15 protein-coding genes are annotated in these 14,280 nt (G+C 61.7%); 11 read left to right on the top strand and 4 right to left on the bottom strand.

Annotation, left to right across the window (positions count from 1 at the left end; translation table 11 throughout):
• The first annotated feature begins 159 nt into the window (after positions 1-159).
• The 8 genes from AC0J41_RS10020 to argE all read left to right on the top strand — a co-directional run bounded on the left by AC0J41_RS10020 (position 160) and on the right by argE (position 7,177).
• The gene (locus AC0J41_RS10020) at positions 160-345 is read left to right on the top strand and encodes a DUF1843 domain-containing protein (RefSeq protein WP_025111556.1); all 186 of its coding nucleotides are present in this window, start codon (positions 160-162) and stop codon (positions 343-345) included.
• 34 nt (positions 346-379) lie between these two features.
• Positions 380-997, top strand: coding sequence for a DUF1842 domain-containing protein (locus AC0J41_RS10015; protein ID WP_473015387.1), 618 nt, complete (start codon positions 380-382; stop codon positions 995-997).
• A gap of 42 nt (positions 998-1,039) precedes the next feature.
• Complete coding sequence (locus AC0J41_RS10010) at positions 1,040-1,618, top strand: DUF1842 domain-containing protein (protein WP_473015386.1); 579 nt, start codon at positions 1,040-1,042, stop codon at positions 1,616-1,618.
• A gap of 101 nt (positions 1,619-1,719) precedes the next feature.
• Entirely contained in the window at positions 1,720-3,183 is a 1,464-nt protein-coding gene (locus AC0J41_RS10005) for a GDL motif peptide-associated radical SAM/SPASM maturase (RefSeq protein ID WP_025111553.1), read from the top strand.
• Positions 3,184-3,430: 247 nt separating this feature from the next.
• Positions 3,431-4,750 (top strand): flavin-containing monooxygenase, encoded by a 1,320-nt coding sequence (locus tag AC0J41_RS10000; protein WP_473015385.1) that lies wholly within the window; start codon positions 3,431-3,433, stop codon positions 4,748-4,750.
• 58 nt (positions 4,751-4,808) lie between these two features.
• Positions 4,809-5,225 (top strand): RidA family protein, encoded by a 417-nt coding sequence (locus AC0J41_RS09995; RefSeq protein ID WP_003225869.1) that lies wholly within the window; start codon positions 4,809-4,811, stop codon positions 5,223-5,225.
• Positions 5,226-5,354: 129 nt separating this feature from the next.
• Positions 5,355-6,032, top strand: coding sequence for a DUF1028 domain-containing protein (locus AC0J41_RS09990; RefSeq protein WP_473015384.1), 678 nt, complete (start codon positions 5,355-5,357; stop codon positions 6,030-6,032).
• Positions 6,029-7,177, top strand: a complete 1,149-nt coding sequence (argE, locus tag AC0J41_RS09985; RefSeq protein WP_473015383.1) for an acetylornithine deacetylase — start codon at positions 6,029-6,031, stop codon at positions 7,175-7,177. The genes AC0J41_RS09990 and argE overlap by 4 nt, the downstream gene beginning before the upstream one ends.
• Positions 7,178-7,201: 24 nt before the next feature.
• Here argE and AC0J41_RS09980 read toward each other — a convergent pair whose 3' ends face one another.
• A complete protein-coding gene (locus tag AC0J41_RS09980; RefSeq protein ID WP_025111549.1) occupies positions 7,202-8,113 on the bottom strand; it encodes a LysR family transcriptional regulator in 912 nt (303 codons plus the stop codon).
• 268 nt (positions 8,114-8,381) lie between these two features.
• Between AC0J41_RS09980 and AC0J41_RS09975 the strand changes: the two genes are divergently transcribed.
• Both AC0J41_RS09975 and AC0J41_RS09970 read left to right on the top strand, forming a co-directional pair.
• Positions 8,382-9,800 (top strand): purine-cytosine permease family protein, encoded by a 1,419-nt coding sequence (locus tag AC0J41_RS09975; RefSeq protein WP_473015382.1) that lies wholly within the window; start codon positions 8,382-8,384, stop codon positions 9,798-9,800.
• A gap of 102 nt (positions 9,801-9,902) precedes the next feature.
• Positions 9,903-10,526, top strand: coding sequence for a glutathione S-transferase family protein (locus AC0J41_RS09970; RefSeq protein ID WP_025111547.1), 624 nt, complete (start codon positions 9,903-9,905; stop codon positions 10,524-10,526).
• A gap of 63 nt (positions 10,527-10,589) precedes the next feature.
• On the opposite strand, the gene AC0J41_RS09965 is transcribed toward AC0J41_RS09970, so the two are convergent.
• The 3 genes from AC0J41_RS09965 to ptrR all read right to left on the bottom strand — a co-directional run bounded on the left by AC0J41_RS09965 (position 10,590) and on the right by ptrR (position 12,770).
• Positions 10,590-11,018, bottom strand: a complete 429-nt coding sequence (locus AC0J41_RS09965; RefSeq protein ID WP_473015381.1) for a TOBE domain-containing protein — start codon at positions 11,016-11,018, stop codon at positions 10,590-10,592.
• A gap of 127 nt (positions 11,019-11,145) precedes the next feature.
• The gene (locus tag AC0J41_RS09960) at positions 11,146-11,808 is read right to left on the bottom strand and encodes a M24 family metallopeptidase (RefSeq protein ID WP_473015380.1); all 663 of its coding nucleotides are present in this window, start codon (positions 11,806-11,808) and stop codon (positions 11,146-11,148) included.
• An 83-nt stretch (positions 11,809-11,891) separates the two neighbouring features.
• The gene (gene ptrR / locus AC0J41_RS09955; protein ID WP_473015981.1) at positions 11,892-12,770 is read right to left on the bottom strand and encodes a putrescine utilization regulator PtrR; all 879 of its coding nucleotides are present in this window, start codon (positions 12,768-12,770) and stop codon (positions 11,892-11,894) included.
• Between the two features lie 103 nt (positions 12,771-12,873).
• Between ptrR and AC0J41_RS09950 the strand changes: the two genes are divergently transcribed.
• Positions 12,874-14,265, top strand: coding sequence for an aldehyde dehydrogenase family protein (locus tag AC0J41_RS09950; RefSeq protein ID WP_025111543.1), 1,392 nt, complete (start codon positions 12,874-12,876; stop codon positions 14,263-14,265).
• The last annotated feature ends 15 nt before the right edge of the window (positions 14,266-14,280 follow it).

Raw genomic sequence — 14,280 nt, 5'->3', positions numbered from 1 at the left:
AACTGAAAATACCACTCGATCAGATCCCGACGGATCAGGTTGCTCGCTCGCCGAGAACGCCGCTTGCCGGTGTTCTTGCAGGCAGAGGCTGCCTGTCTGTCAGGTAAGGCGCCCCTTCACCAGGGGCGGTTCTGCAGCACGGATGAGGAAACCCTCGTTATGACCCGTTCAACGGCCAACATCCCGCCTTACGGGGTCGCCATTCAAAGTGCGATCAAACAAGGCGATGTGCAGCACATGAAGACGTTGTTGCAACAACGCGACACCAGCAAACCTGAAGCGCAAGACCTGAAAGACGCGTACGAAAACCTGGCCAGGGAAGTTTCCAGGCACGAAAAGTCCTGAAGCCATCAATCACATTGCAATGGAGGCAAACAACATGTCCGGTTCTACTGAAAATGTCGGCCTGTTTCCGGTGAGCTACCGCATCGGCACCGGCGCGCCCGGTGCCCAGTCGCTGGCACTGCACCTGCTGGTCTCGACACCCAATACGAAGGTCAACGGTACTGCAGCGATCACCCAGGCAACCAATCCGCCACTCGACGTGCATTCAGACGTCTGGGGCGAGTACACCTACCTCACCGTGATGTCGCCCGGGGTCAGCAAAATCCTCGTGACCGCCCAAGGCAATCACGGCGGCCCGGGGTCCAACTCGATCATTAACTTCGATGTGCGCCTGGTGGTGGGTACCGACTGGCGCGAAGGCGTCGCCAACTATCGCTACTTCGATGGTCAACGCTGGCACGAGGTCAATAACGCCCCGGCGCATCTGCAGGAATCGCTGCCATCACCGTACAACCCAGGCCCTGTGATCATTCCGCACCCGCCAATCCTGCCGCTGTACGCCGCGCCGATTCAGAGCGCAATCGCCAGCGGTGATCTGGCCCAGATGAAGAATCTGGCCAAACTCGCCCAGCAGCAGCTGGACCAGCAACCGCAACTGCAGAGCGCACTGGAAGCGGCGAAGAAAGAAGTCAGCCGGCTGCAGAGCCGCTGAGTCAGGCCACTTGATCCGCCATTCACTTTAGGGAGTAGCACCATGTCGATCGGACTTTTTCACACCCGTCTCAGCATCAGCAATGCACTGCCGGGCGCACCGGTTCTGACCCTTGATCTGCTGGTCGATACCGCGCACAAACGTGTCAGCGGGATCGCCAGCGTGTTTCAAGCCACCTGGCCGACGGTCAATTACCGGGCGCAGGTCTGGGGCAGCTTTTCCGAAACCAAGCTGACGGCCAACGTCGAGAACCACATCATCCTTACCCTCGACGGCGGCCCGAGCGGCCCGCTCAGCCAGATTGCCCAGACGTTCCACCTAAGAGGCATTCTGGGCAGCGACTGGGCCAGCGGCTTTGTCGATTATCGCTACGAAGAACAGGGCCAGTGGCACGAAGTGAAGCACGTTGCAGTGCATCAGGCTCCCAACGAGCAGCCGCATCCGGGGCCACATCCGCAGCCGCTGTACGCCGTGGCTGTGCAGCAGGCGCAGACCAGCGGCGATCTGGCGCAGCTCAAAATCGTGGTGCAACAGGCCGAGCAACAAGTGGCGCACGAAGGTGCATTGCGCAGTGCCCTTGAGCATTTGAAAGCGGAAATCGCGCGACTGGAAGCGCGCTAACCGGTAGCCCCGGGCGAGATCGCAACGGATCTTGCCCGGGGCTTGTCCAACCGCGGTCAATCCCTTCGTAGCGCGCACAGGATTGTGCGCAAGGATTTCCCATGTCAGACGTGCGCCCCGCCCGTTACCTCAGCGACACCGATCTCAAACGCTATGTGCCGGTGCACGTAGTCTGGGAGATCACCCTGGCCTGCGACTTGAAATGCCTGCATTGCGGCTCCCGCGCAGGGCATCGACGGCCTGACGAACTCAACACCCGCGAGTGCCTGGACGTCATCGACGCGCTGGCCGCGCTCGGCACCCGCGAGATCACTCTGATCGGCGGCGAAGCCTATCTGCGCAAGGACTGGACGCAACTGATCAAAGCCATTCACGACCACGGCATGTACTGCGCGATCCAGACCGGCGGACGCAATCTGACGCCGGCGAAAATGCAGGCGGCGGTCGATGCCGGACTCGACGGCGTGGGCATTTCCCTGGACGGCCTGGCGCCGCTGCACGACGCGGTGCGCAACGTACCCGGCTCGTTCGACAAGGCCGTGGACACCCTGCGCCGGGCCAAGGCCGCGGGGCTGGCGGTGAGCGTCAATACCCAGATCGGCGCCGCCACACTGCCGGACTTGCCGGCGCTGATGGACACCATCATCGAACTCGGCGCCACCCACTGGCAGATCCAGATCACCGTGGCCATGGGTAACGCGGTGGATCATCCGGAGTTGCTGTTGCAACCCTATCAACTGCTGGACGTGATGCCGTTGCTGGCTCGGCTGTATCGCGAAGGCGTCGACCGTGGCCTGCTGATGAACGTCGGCAACAACATCGGTTATTACGGACCGTATGAACACCTGTGGCGCGGCTTCGGTGACGAACGTGTGCACTGGACCGGTTGCGCCGCCGGCCAGACGGTGCTGGCGCTGGAAGCTGACGGCACGGTCAAGGGCTGCCCGTCCCTGGCAACCGTCGGTTTCTCCGGAGGCAATGTGCGCAACATGAGCCTGCACGACATCTGGCACTACAGCGAAGGCATGCATTTCGGCCGTTTGCGCTCGGTGGATGATATGTGGGGTTACTGTCGCGGCTGTTATTACAACGATGTCTGTCGCGGCGGTTGTACCTGGACCTCGCACTCACTGCTCGGCAAACCCGGCAACAACCCCTACTGCCATTACCGAACGCTGGAACTGCAAAAACGTGGACTGCGCGAGCGCATCGTCAAGGTCGAGGAAGCCGCGCAGAAATCATTTGCAGTCGGCCGTTTCGACCTGATCACCGAACGCATCGACACCGGCGAGAAGGTCAGCAGCGTCAGTGACAGCGGCCAGGTGGTCAAACTGGCGTGGATCAATCAGGGCCAGCAGTCTCCGGAACAAGGCCGGATCGCCCCGCAGCTGAGCCTGTGTCGCAGTTGCCTGCAGTACATTTATCCGCACGAGGTCAGCTGTCCGCATTGCGACGCCGATGTCGCCACCGCCGAAGCCGAGTATCAGGCCAATCGCGCGCGGCAGCAGGCGATCATGAACACGCTGACCGGGCTGCTGGGCATCGCCCCCAGTCACTTGAACTGAGCGCCTGGCGCCCTTGCAGTAGATATTTTCCCTGTCTGTCCCGGGTTTTCCCGCCCGGGACAACCCTCCCCCTGCCCTGCAGGCCACGGTTTTACTGGGCTTGTCCTTTCTGCTTCAGCAATTTGTATTCACATCCCAGCTTAATAATATTTTACCGATACCCCCCTCCTGCCTAGTCTGACCGCAAGCAAAACGGACAAGCCTGAAGCGATCCGAATCCACTTGCCTTGCCAGGAAGGATGTAGAAATGACCACTGAAATAATAAAAACAGACACGCTTGTCGTGGGGGCCGGACAGGCCGGTGTGGCGATGAGCGAGCACCTGAGCAAACTCGGCGTGCCGCACCTGGTGCTGGAGCGCAGCCGCATTGCCGAACGCTGGCGCACCGGACGCTGGGACTCGTTGGTGGCCAACGGTCCGGCGTGGCACGACCGCTTTCCAGGACTGGAATTCGATGACGTCGACCCTGATGGTTTCGCCCATAAAGAACGGGTGGCGGACTACTTCGAAGCCTACGCGAAGAAATTCAATGCGCCGATCCGCACCGGCGTCGAAGTCAAAAGTGTCGTGCGCAATGTCGGCCGTCCGGGGTTCACCGTCGAGACCTCCGAAGGGGTGATCGAGGCCAGCCGCGTCGTGGCGGCAACCGGTCCGTTCCAGCGTCCGGTGATCCCGCCGATCGCCCCGCAGGATCCGCGTCTGTTGCAGATCCACTCCGCTGACTATCGCAATCCGCAGCAACTGCCCGACGGCGCGGTGCTGGTGGTCGGTGCCGGCTCGTCTGGTGTGCAGATCGCCGATGAATTGCAGCGCTCCGGCAAGCAGGTCTACCTCTCGGTCGGTGCCCACGACCGTCCGCCGCGGGCCTACCGCAACCGTGATTTCTGCTGGTGGCTGGGGGTGCTCGGCGAGTGGGATCAGGCCGCGATGAAACCCGGTCGCGAGCACGTGACCATCGCCGTCAGCGGTGCCCACGGTGGGCGCACCATCGACTTCCGCGGTCTGGCCCATCGTGGCATGACTCTGGTCGGCGTGACCGAATCGTTCAACAACGGCGTGGTGACCTTCAAGCAGGACCTGGTCGACAACCTCAAACGCGGCGATGACAACTACCTGGCCCTGCTGGACGCCGCCGACGCCTACATCGAGCGCAACGGCCTCGACCTGCCGCAGGAACCTGAAGCGCGCGAGACCTATCCGGATCCCGAGTGCGTGAAAAATCCGCTGCTCGATCTCGACCTGGCCAAGGCCGGCATCACCTCGATCATCTGGGCCACCGGGTTCGCCGTGGATTATTCCTGGCTGCAGGTCGCGGCATTTGATGACAAGGGCAAACCGCAGCACCAGCGCGGTGTGTCCAGCGAGCCGGGGGTGTATTTCCTCGGGCTGCCATGGCAGTCGCGGCGCGGTTCGTCGTTCATCTGGGGCGTGTGGCACGACGCCAAACACGTGGCCGATCACATCGCCACCCAGCGCAAATACCTCGACTACAAAGATGCCGAGCAGCGTGAAGCCGCCCTGCATTCGACCGCCAACACGAAAACCGCCGACACCGTCGACGCTTGACCTCCCTCTTTCGCGGCGGTGCCCGGTGCACCGTCGCCGCCACTGTCTGGAGCTGTACATGAGCAAGCCAACCCACACCCGCATCCGTATGTTCAACACCAAGGACACCTACCCTAACCAGACCCTGGACAACGACCTGTGCCAGGCCGTGCGCGCCGGCAACACCGTGTATGTCCGTGGGCAAGTCGGCACCGATTTCGACGGTAATCTGGTAGGCCTCGGCGACCCGCGTGCACAGGCCGAACAGGCTATGCGCAACGTCAAGCAGTTGCTGGAAGAAGCCGGCAGCGACATGAGCCACATCGTCAAGACCACCACCTACCTGATCGACCCGCGCTACCGCGAGCCGGTGTACCAGGAAGTCGGCAAGTGGCTCAAAGGCGTGTTCCCGATTTCCACCGGGCTGGTGGTGTCGGCACTGGGGCAGCCGCAGTGGCTGATGGAGATTGATGTGGTGGCGGTGATTCCCGAGTAAGTCGGCAGACCGCGTCGCGGCTATCGCGAGCAGGCTCACTCCTACAGGGGAATGCATTCCAATTGTGGGAGCGGGCTTGCTCGCGAAGAGGCCCGCAAGGACAACAAATTCCTGGAACGGAGTTAGACCATGACCTTTTCAATCGCAGCCCGTTGCCCCGAAACCGGCCAGTTCGGTGTCGCCATCAGTTCTTCCAGCATCGCCGTCGGCGCGCGCTGCCCCTGGCTGCTGCCGGGTGTCGGCGCAGTGTCGAGCCAGAACATCACCCTGCCGTCCCTCGGCCCGGAAGTCCTCGCGTTGATGGAGCAAGGTCTGGCGCCTGACGCTGCGCTGGACAAAGTGCTGACCCGTAACGGCTACAGTCAATACCGGCAGATCACCGCGATCAACCACCTCGGCCAGACCGCGCATTTCAGCGGCGCACAAACCCTCGGCGTGCACAACGCGGTCAGCGGCGAACAATGCGTGGCTGCCGGTAACATGCTCGCCGGACGCGCGGTGATCGAGGCGATGGTCAGTGCCTTTGAAGACGGTGAAGGCCAATTGGCCGACCGTTTGCTCAAGGCCCTGCACGCTGCACAAGCCCTCGGAGGCGAAGCCGGACCGGTGCATTCGGCGGCCGTGGTGGTGGTCGGCGAACAGACCTGGCCGATCGTGAATTTGCGGGTCGACTGGGCTGACGAAGACCCGATCGGCCAGTTGCAAAAACTCTGGGACGCCTATCAGCCGCAGTTGCAGGATTACATCGACCGCGCGCTCGACCCGGCCAAAGCGCCGGGCTATGGCGTTGCCGGTGATGATCGATGAACAGCGTCGCGTTGCTCAAGACGCTGGTAGGGTTCGACACCACCAGCCGCGAATCCAATCTGCAACTGATCGAGTTCGTGCGTGATTACCTCGCCGGTTTCGATGTGTCGTGCACGCTGATCTATAACGCCGAGCGCAGCAAGGCCAATCTGTTCGCGACGATTGGCCCGGCCGATCAACCGGGCATTGTGCTCTCGGGGCACACCGATGTGGTGCCGGTCGACGGTCAACCTTGGACCGTGGCGCCGTTCGAGCTCAGCGAACACGACGGCAAGCTGTTCGGACGCGGCACGGCGGACATGAAGGGCTACATCGCCTGCGTGCTGGCCCTGGTGCCGACGCTGGTCGCCGCAGCACTGCGCATGCCGGTGCACATCGCCCTGTCCTACGACGAAGAAGTCGGTTGCCTCGGAGTGCGTTCGTTGCTCGCCGAACTGCAACAGCGCCCGGTCAAACCGCTGTTGTGCATCATCGGTGAACCCACCGAACTGAAACCGGTGCTCGGCCACAAAGGCAAGCTGGCGATGCGCTGTGACGTGCACGGTCATCCATGTCATTCCGCCTACGCACCGCTGGGGGTCAACGCCATCGAGTACGCCGCCGAACTGATCGGCGAACTGGGGCGCATCGGCCAGCAACTGCAAGCGCCCGAGCATCACGACGGGCGTTTCGACCCGCCCTACAGCACGGTGCAGACCGGGGTGATCAGCGGCGGCAAAGCGCTGAATATCGTCCCTGCCGACTGCCGCTTCGACTTCGAGATCCGCGCCCTGCCCTCGCAGGATCCGGCGCGGGTCGCGCAGCAGCTGCAAACCTACGCCGAGCAGCAGGTGCTGCCGCGCATGCGTGCGGTGAGTGCGCACAGTGAAATCCGCTTCAGTGAGCTGTCAGCCTATCCGGGCCTGGTCACCGATGCGCAGAGTCAGGCGGCTGAACTGATCGCGGCGTTCTGCGGTTCCCGGGAATTCGGCACCGTGGCGTTCGGCACCGAGGGCGGGCTGTTCGATGCGGCGGGTATACCCACCGTGGTCTGTGGTCCCGGCAGCATGGACCAGGGGCACAAACCCGATGAGTTTGTCAGTCGTGCACAACTCGATGCCTGCGATGCGATGCTGCAACGAATGCTGAGCTCGATTCGCGCCTGACCCCTTCGGCCCGGCTGCCTGCCTTCAGGCGTACAGTCGGGCCAACTCCTCGCGACAATGATCGACGAACAACTGCACCGGTTTGGTCAGTTGCACCCGGCGCAGCCAGGCCGCTGACAATCCCGAGCCGGTCACGGTTTCCACCAGCGGCACGCACACCACTTTCTGCCCGTCGTAGGTGTACTCGCCGAACGGTCGGGTCACCAGAATCGAAAAGCCGAAACCACGCCCGACCATGCCACGCACCATTTCGATCGATGGCGAGCTGAAGACGATGTGTGGGGTCAGTCCGCGCTCTTCGAAGATGCTTACAAAGTAGGTGCGGCTGGGCACCACGTCGAGCAGGATCATCGGTTCCAGCACCAGATCGTGCAGCGAGACTTTCGCCTGTTGCGCAAAGCGATGATCGGCCGGCAGCAAGGCGTAAGGCTGTTGCGGCGGCATCAGCGGCGTGGTGTCGATAGTGGTGTCGAGGTCGTGTTCGAACAGCATTGCCACATCGATGCTGCCAGCGGTCAGGGCCTGCACCAGCTCCTGTTGTTCGCCATCGCGAATACGGATTTCCACCCCCGGCCAACGCTCCTTGAAACCGGCGATCAGACGCGGCAGGTACAGCGGCGCGACCGTTTCGAAACAGCCGATATCGATCTGCCCCGAGACCACGTCGTTATCAGCCAGCGCGTTCTGCTCGAACTCATGCGCCACTCGCAGCAACTCCATAGCCTTGCGATAAAACCGCGAGCCGCTGGGCGTCAGTGACACACCCTGGGCGTGATGACGGATGAACAGCTGCACACCAAAGCTTTCTTCCAGATGCTTGATCGCGGTCGACACCGACGGCTGGGCGATATAGAGCTTGCGCGAGGCTTCGGCGACGCTGCCGCAATCGGCGGTGGTGACGAAGTATTTGAGCTGGCGCAGGTTGTAGGCAGCCATATAAAACCTCTGCAGAGAAACGACGCGTTTGTGGCGAGGAGATTCATCCCCTCACCACAGAACTGTGTAAATCCAGAAAAGAGCGAAGCCTGAACATACCGGACAGCCCCCGGACCCGGGGCATATATTTTTTAAGGTCTGAAGCAACAAACTTACTAATTTATCTATCCCGGGCCTTTGCACATGATCGCTTCAACAAGAAATGCGCCGTCCGTGTCGGCGCTTACCGAAGTACGTCCACGTACTCATCCTTGCCTTGGAGTTCGTCATGTCCACCTCTGCAACAACGTCCGCCCCGCTCATTGAAAAACACACGATAGGATACGTGCCCCCCGAAGATCGCCACGGAAAGGTCAGGGATCTGTTCACGCTGTGGTTCGGCGGCAACATTGCGCCGTTGCCCATCGTCACCGGCGCGCTGGGCGTGCAGTTGTTCCACTTGAATCTGGTCTGGGGCATCGTCGCCATTCTGGTCGGTCATCTGGTCGGCGGCGTGCTGATGGCGCTGCATTCGGCGCAAGGCCCGCAGATGGGCATTCCGCAGATGATCCAGAGCCGCGCGCAGTTCGGCTCGCTCGGCGCCCTGCTGGTGGTGCTGATTGCCGGCGTCATGTACATCGGCTTCTTCGCTTCCAACATCGTGCTGGCCGGCAAGTCGCTGCACGGCGTGGTCGATAGCGTGCCGGTGCCGGTCGGCATCGTCATCGGCGCCCTCGGTTCGGGGATCATCGGCATCATCGGCTACCGCTTCATCCACGTGCTCAATCGCATCGGCACCTGGGTGCTGGGGATCGGCATCGTGATCGGTTTCGGCTACATCTTCACCCATATCCAGACCGATGATTTCCTCACCCGGGGCAGCTTCAACCTCTCCGGCTGGCTCGCCACCGTGTCGCTCGCCGCGCTGTGGCAGATCGCGTTTGCCCCTTACGTGTCCGACTATTCGCGTTACCTGCCGGCCGACGTCAAAGTCTCGTCGACGTTCTGGACCACGTATCTGGGTTCGGCGCTGGGCTCGAGTCTGGCGTTCATCTTCGGTGCCGTCGCCGTGCTGGCGACGCCCGTGGGGATGGACACGATGGACGCGGTGAAAATGGCCACCGGCTCGATCGGCCCGCTGATGCTGGTGCTGTTCCTGCTCAGCGTGATCAGCCACAACGCTCTCAACCTGTACGGCGCAGTGCTGTCGCTGATTACCCTGGTGCAGACCTTCGCGTACCGCTGGATCCCGACCGCCAAAAGCCGTGCGGTGATCTCGATCATCGTCCTGCTGGCCTGCTGCTTCGCCGCGGTGGGCGCGTCGAAGGACTTCATCGGCCATTTCGTCGACATGGTGCTGGTGCTGCTGGTGGTGCTGGTGCCGTGGACTGCGATCAACCTGATCGACTTCTACGCCATCCACAAAGGCCAGTACGACATCCAGTCGATCTTCCAGGTCGACGGCGGCATCTACGGACGCTACAACCCGCAGGCGCTACTGGCCTACGCGATCGGCATCGCCGTGCAGATCCCGTTCATGAACACCCCGCTGTACGTCGGCCCGATCTCGGCACACATCGACGGCGCGGACCTGTCGTGGCTGGTGGGCCTGCTGGTGACCTCGCCGCTGTACTTCTGGCTGGCCAGTCGTGACAGCGCCTATCGCCGGCGGATGCTGACCGGCGCGAAGCTGGTGGGCAGTCTGTGAGGGTGCCCGCATGACAAAAGAAGGCCCTCCATGCGCGGGCCTTCTGCATTGCAGTGTGGTATTTGTTGAGGCCCGACAGGCACCCACGAGACAGGGAATCCCATGCTGCGAATTCTGGGCAAGGCGTCATCGATCAATGTGCGCAAAGTGCTGTGGACCTGCGCCGAACTGCAGTTGCCGTTCGAACGCGAGGATTGGGGCTCGGGCTTCAAACCTACTGACACACCGCAGTTTCTGGCCCTCAACCCTTGCGCCATGGTGCCAGTGATTCAGGACGGTGATTTCACGTTGTGGGAATCGAACACGATCATTCGTTACCTGGCGGCCACCCATGACGGCGCAGACCTCTACCCCGCCGAGCCGCGAGCCCGCGCGCGGGTTGATCAGTGGATCGACTGGCAGGCCTCGGAACTGAACCGCTCGTGGTCGTATGCGTTTGTCTCGCTGGTGCGCCAATCACCGGATCATCAGGACAGCGCTGCTTTGGCTAACGGCATCGCGCAATGGTCAAGGAACATGGCGATCCTCGACCGGCAGCTACAGAAGACTGGCGCCTACGTCAGCGGCGAAGCATTTTCGCTGGCCGATATTCCCATCGGACTGTCGGTGAATCGCTGGTATGAAACGCCGCTCGCGCATCCGGACTATCCCGCCGTCAGCGCGTATTACGAGCGTCTGAGCCAACGCGAAGGCTTTCGGCTCTACGGCAGAAACGGTACGCCGTGACGCAAAAAAACCTCTGATTCCAGCGTTCGGAATCAGAGGTTTTTTATTGACCTGAACAGCAGATCAGGCAGGCACGCCCAGAATGATATGCGAAGCCTTGATTACCGCCGTGGCGCTGACACCCTTGGCCAGACCCAACTCTGCAACGGCATCACGGGTGACGATCGAGTAGACCTTCGAACCACCGGCCAGCTCGATCACCACTTCAGCATTGACCGCGCCGTCAGTCACGCTCAGTACTTTGCCTTCCAGGCAGTTGCGTGCCGACAGGCGAATGTCGCTGGACTCGGTCATCAGCATCACCCACGGCGCCTTGACCAGCGCCACGGCTTCTTTACCAACGGCAATGCCGAGGTTCTTGATGCTTTCCATGGTCACGACAGCAACCAATTGCTCGCCCCCGGGCAGAGTCAGAACCACTTCGGCGTTGACTGCGCCGGCTTGAACCTGGCTGACTTGGCCTTTGAATACGTTGCGTGCGCTGACTTTCATGACGGGCTTCCTTTTTTGACTTTAGAGTTAGGAAAAACGGCCTGCATCATCGGAGTAAACGCTATGTAGAAACAACTATAGCGCTGCGCCCTGTTGCCACACTTGAGAGCTGCCGAACAACGATAGATCAGATCAGCAGATCTTCATAAAACGCGCCGAACGGTCGCTGCGGGTGGGCAATCTGGATTTCCAGAATCCATACACCGGCATGCGGTGCCTGGTCGAAATCGCCGAGATTGCCACCCTTGTAAATCGCATGAGGGAAGTCGCTGACCCGGTGACCCTTGATGTCGAGGTGCAACACCCAGCCCATGGCGTTGGCCTGATCGGTGGCATAGCGGTACAACTCGACGCCGGACACGCCTTCGCGCCAAAACGCCTCGACCCGATCAAACAGCTCCTTGGCTGCCGCAGCACAAGCGATCATTTCCGGGTCGGAACCGGTGGTGAACGTCGCGCCGGCATCGCCTTCGTGCCCCTGCCAGACCACGCCCATGTCGATGAGGAAAATGTCGTTTTCACCCAGCACCGGATCGCCGTCGGAACGCTGCTTGAAGGTCTTCAGGGTGTTGGCGCCAAAGCGGATCAGCAGCGGATGCCAGATGCGGTCCATGCCCAGTTCGACGAGGATCTGCTTGCCCTGCTCCTGCGCTTCGGATTCACGCATGCCGGGCTTGATCACCTTGGCGATGGCGTCGACGGCTTTCCATGTCAGGCCTTGCGCGTGACGCATCGTTTCCAGCACAAACCGTTCGCCGACCGCTTCTTTACCGCTAAGGGCTGCACTCATTTCCTTGTTCCTCATGGCTACGCTGTATAGTTTTTTATATTGCGAAACGCAGATAAAGATACAGCCATGACACAAGGTGTCAATTACTCTTCTGCACGCACCACACCGCGCTCTTCCAGCAAGCGCACGAACATGCTCAAGCTACGCGACACTGTGCCCCGTCGCCACACCAGCCACGTGGTCAGATAACGAAAATCCGCCGCCAGCGGCCAGACGCTGATTGTGGCGCTGCCGGGCATGCTCTGCAGCATCTTGCGCGGCATCAGCGCCAGCCCCGCCCCGGCGCTGACGCAGGCGAGCATGCCGTGATAGGACTCCATCTCGAAAATCTTGCCTGGCACGGCGGCGTCGGTGCTGAACCATTTTTCGAAGTGGTGACGGTAGGAACAGTTGGAGCGGAACGCATAAATGTTCTCGCCGTTGACGTCCGCTGCGCGCAGCACCGGGGAGTGATTGAGCGGCGCGATGATGACCATTTCCTCTTCGAACGCCGGCACACCTTCGAGGGCCGGGTGCAACACCGGGCCGTCGACGAACGCCGCCGCCAGCCGCCCGGACAGCACGCCATCGATCATCGTCCCGGACGGCCCGGTCGACAGGTCCAGATCGACCTTGGGGTGCAACTGGTTGTACGCCGCCAGCAACTCGGGAATACGCACCGCCGCGGTACTTTCCAGCGACCCCAGAGGAAACGCGCCCTGCGGCTCTTCACCCGCGACGGTGGCGCGGGCTTCCTGCACCAGGTCGAGAATGCGCCGCGCGTACTCAAGAAAACTCCAGCCGGCGGGCGACAAGCGTAAACGGCTTTTCTCGCGGATGAACAGGTCGACGCCCAGATCCTGCTCCAGCTGTTTGATCCGCGTGGTCAGGTTCGACGGCACGCGATGGATCTGCGCCGCGGCGGCGCTGATGCTGCCGTGCTCGGCAACGGCCTTGAAGATTTCCAGTTGCACCAGATCCACAGTCATTCTCCAAACGTGAAAGAAACGATCTTTATTATTCAGTTTCCAGAAAACAAACGCCACCCTACTCTAGGCCCATCCACTGAACTCGCAGGAGCCAGCCATGAGCCCGATTTCCAGCCAGACCCACGCCATCTCGATCAACCCCGCCACCGGCGAGCAGATTGGTCATTACGCCTTTGAATCCGCCGCCGCCCTCGACGCCGCGCTGACCCGCGCCGCGTTCGGTTTTTCGAAGTGGAAACGCAAGCCGCTGCAGGACCGCTCCCGCGCCCTGAGCGCTCTCGCGGGTGCGCTGCGTGACAGCGCCGAAGCCATGGCGACCATGATTACTCTGGAAATGGGCAAGCCGATCGCCCAGGCCCGTGGCGAAATCGAAAAATGCGCCAAGCTGTGCGAGTGGTACGCCGAAAATGGCCCGGCCATGCTCGATGCCGAACCGACGCAAGTCGAAGGCGGCAAAGCGCGGATCGAGTACCGTCCGCTCGGCCCGATCCTCGCGGTGATGCCGTGGAACTTCCCGATCTGGCAAGTGCTGCGCGGCGCAGTACCGGCCCTGATCGCCGGCAATACCTACGTGCTCAAGCACGCGCCAAACGTGATGGGCAGCGCCTACCTGCTGCGCGATGCCTTCAAGAACGCCGGTTTCGCTGATGGCGTGTTTGAAGTGATCAACGTCACCCCGGAGGGCGTTTCCAGTGCCATCGCTGACCCGCGCATCGCAGCCGTAACCCTGACCGGCAGCGTGCGCGCCGGCATGGCCATCGGCGCCCAGGCCGGTGCCGCGTTGAAGAAATGCGTGCTGGAACTGGGCGGTTCCGACCCGTTCATCGTGCTCAACGATGCCGATCTCGACGAAGCCGTGCAGGCTGCCGTTATCGGTCGTTATCAGAACTCCGGCCAGGTGTGCGCCGCCGCCAAGCGCCTGATCATCGAAGAAGGCGTGGTCGAGGAATTCACCCGCAAATTCGTCGAGGCCACTCGCAAGCTGAAGGTTGGCGATCCGCTGTCCGCTGACACCTACATCGGCCCGATGGCACGTTTCGACCTGCGTGACGAACTCGATCAGCAAGTGCGCGACACCCTCGAAGAAGGCGCCACCCTGCTGCTCGGCGGCGGCAAGGCGCAAGGCCAGGGCAACTACTACGAGCCGACCGTACTGGCCGATGTCACCGACCGCATGACCTCATTCAAACAGGAACTGTTCGGCCCGGTGGCGTCGATCATCACCGCCCGCGATTGTGCCCACGCCATCGCCCTGGCCAATGACAGCGACTTCGGCCTGACCGCCACGATCTACACCGCCAACGTGCAACTGGCCCAGCAATTGACCAGCGAACTGGAAACCGGTGGCGTGTTCATCAACGGCTACTCCGCCAGCGACCCGCGCGTGACGTTCGGCGGCGTGAAGAAAAGCGGATTCGGGCGCGAGCTGTCGCACTTTGGCGTACGCGAGTTCTGCAACGCACAGACGGTGTGGCTGGATCGCAAATAACCCGAGACATCACCT

The organism is Pseudomonas sp. Arb-4-2C, assembly GCF_055755015.1.
This window is presented reverse-complemented; position numbering and strand designations above follow the sequence as displayed.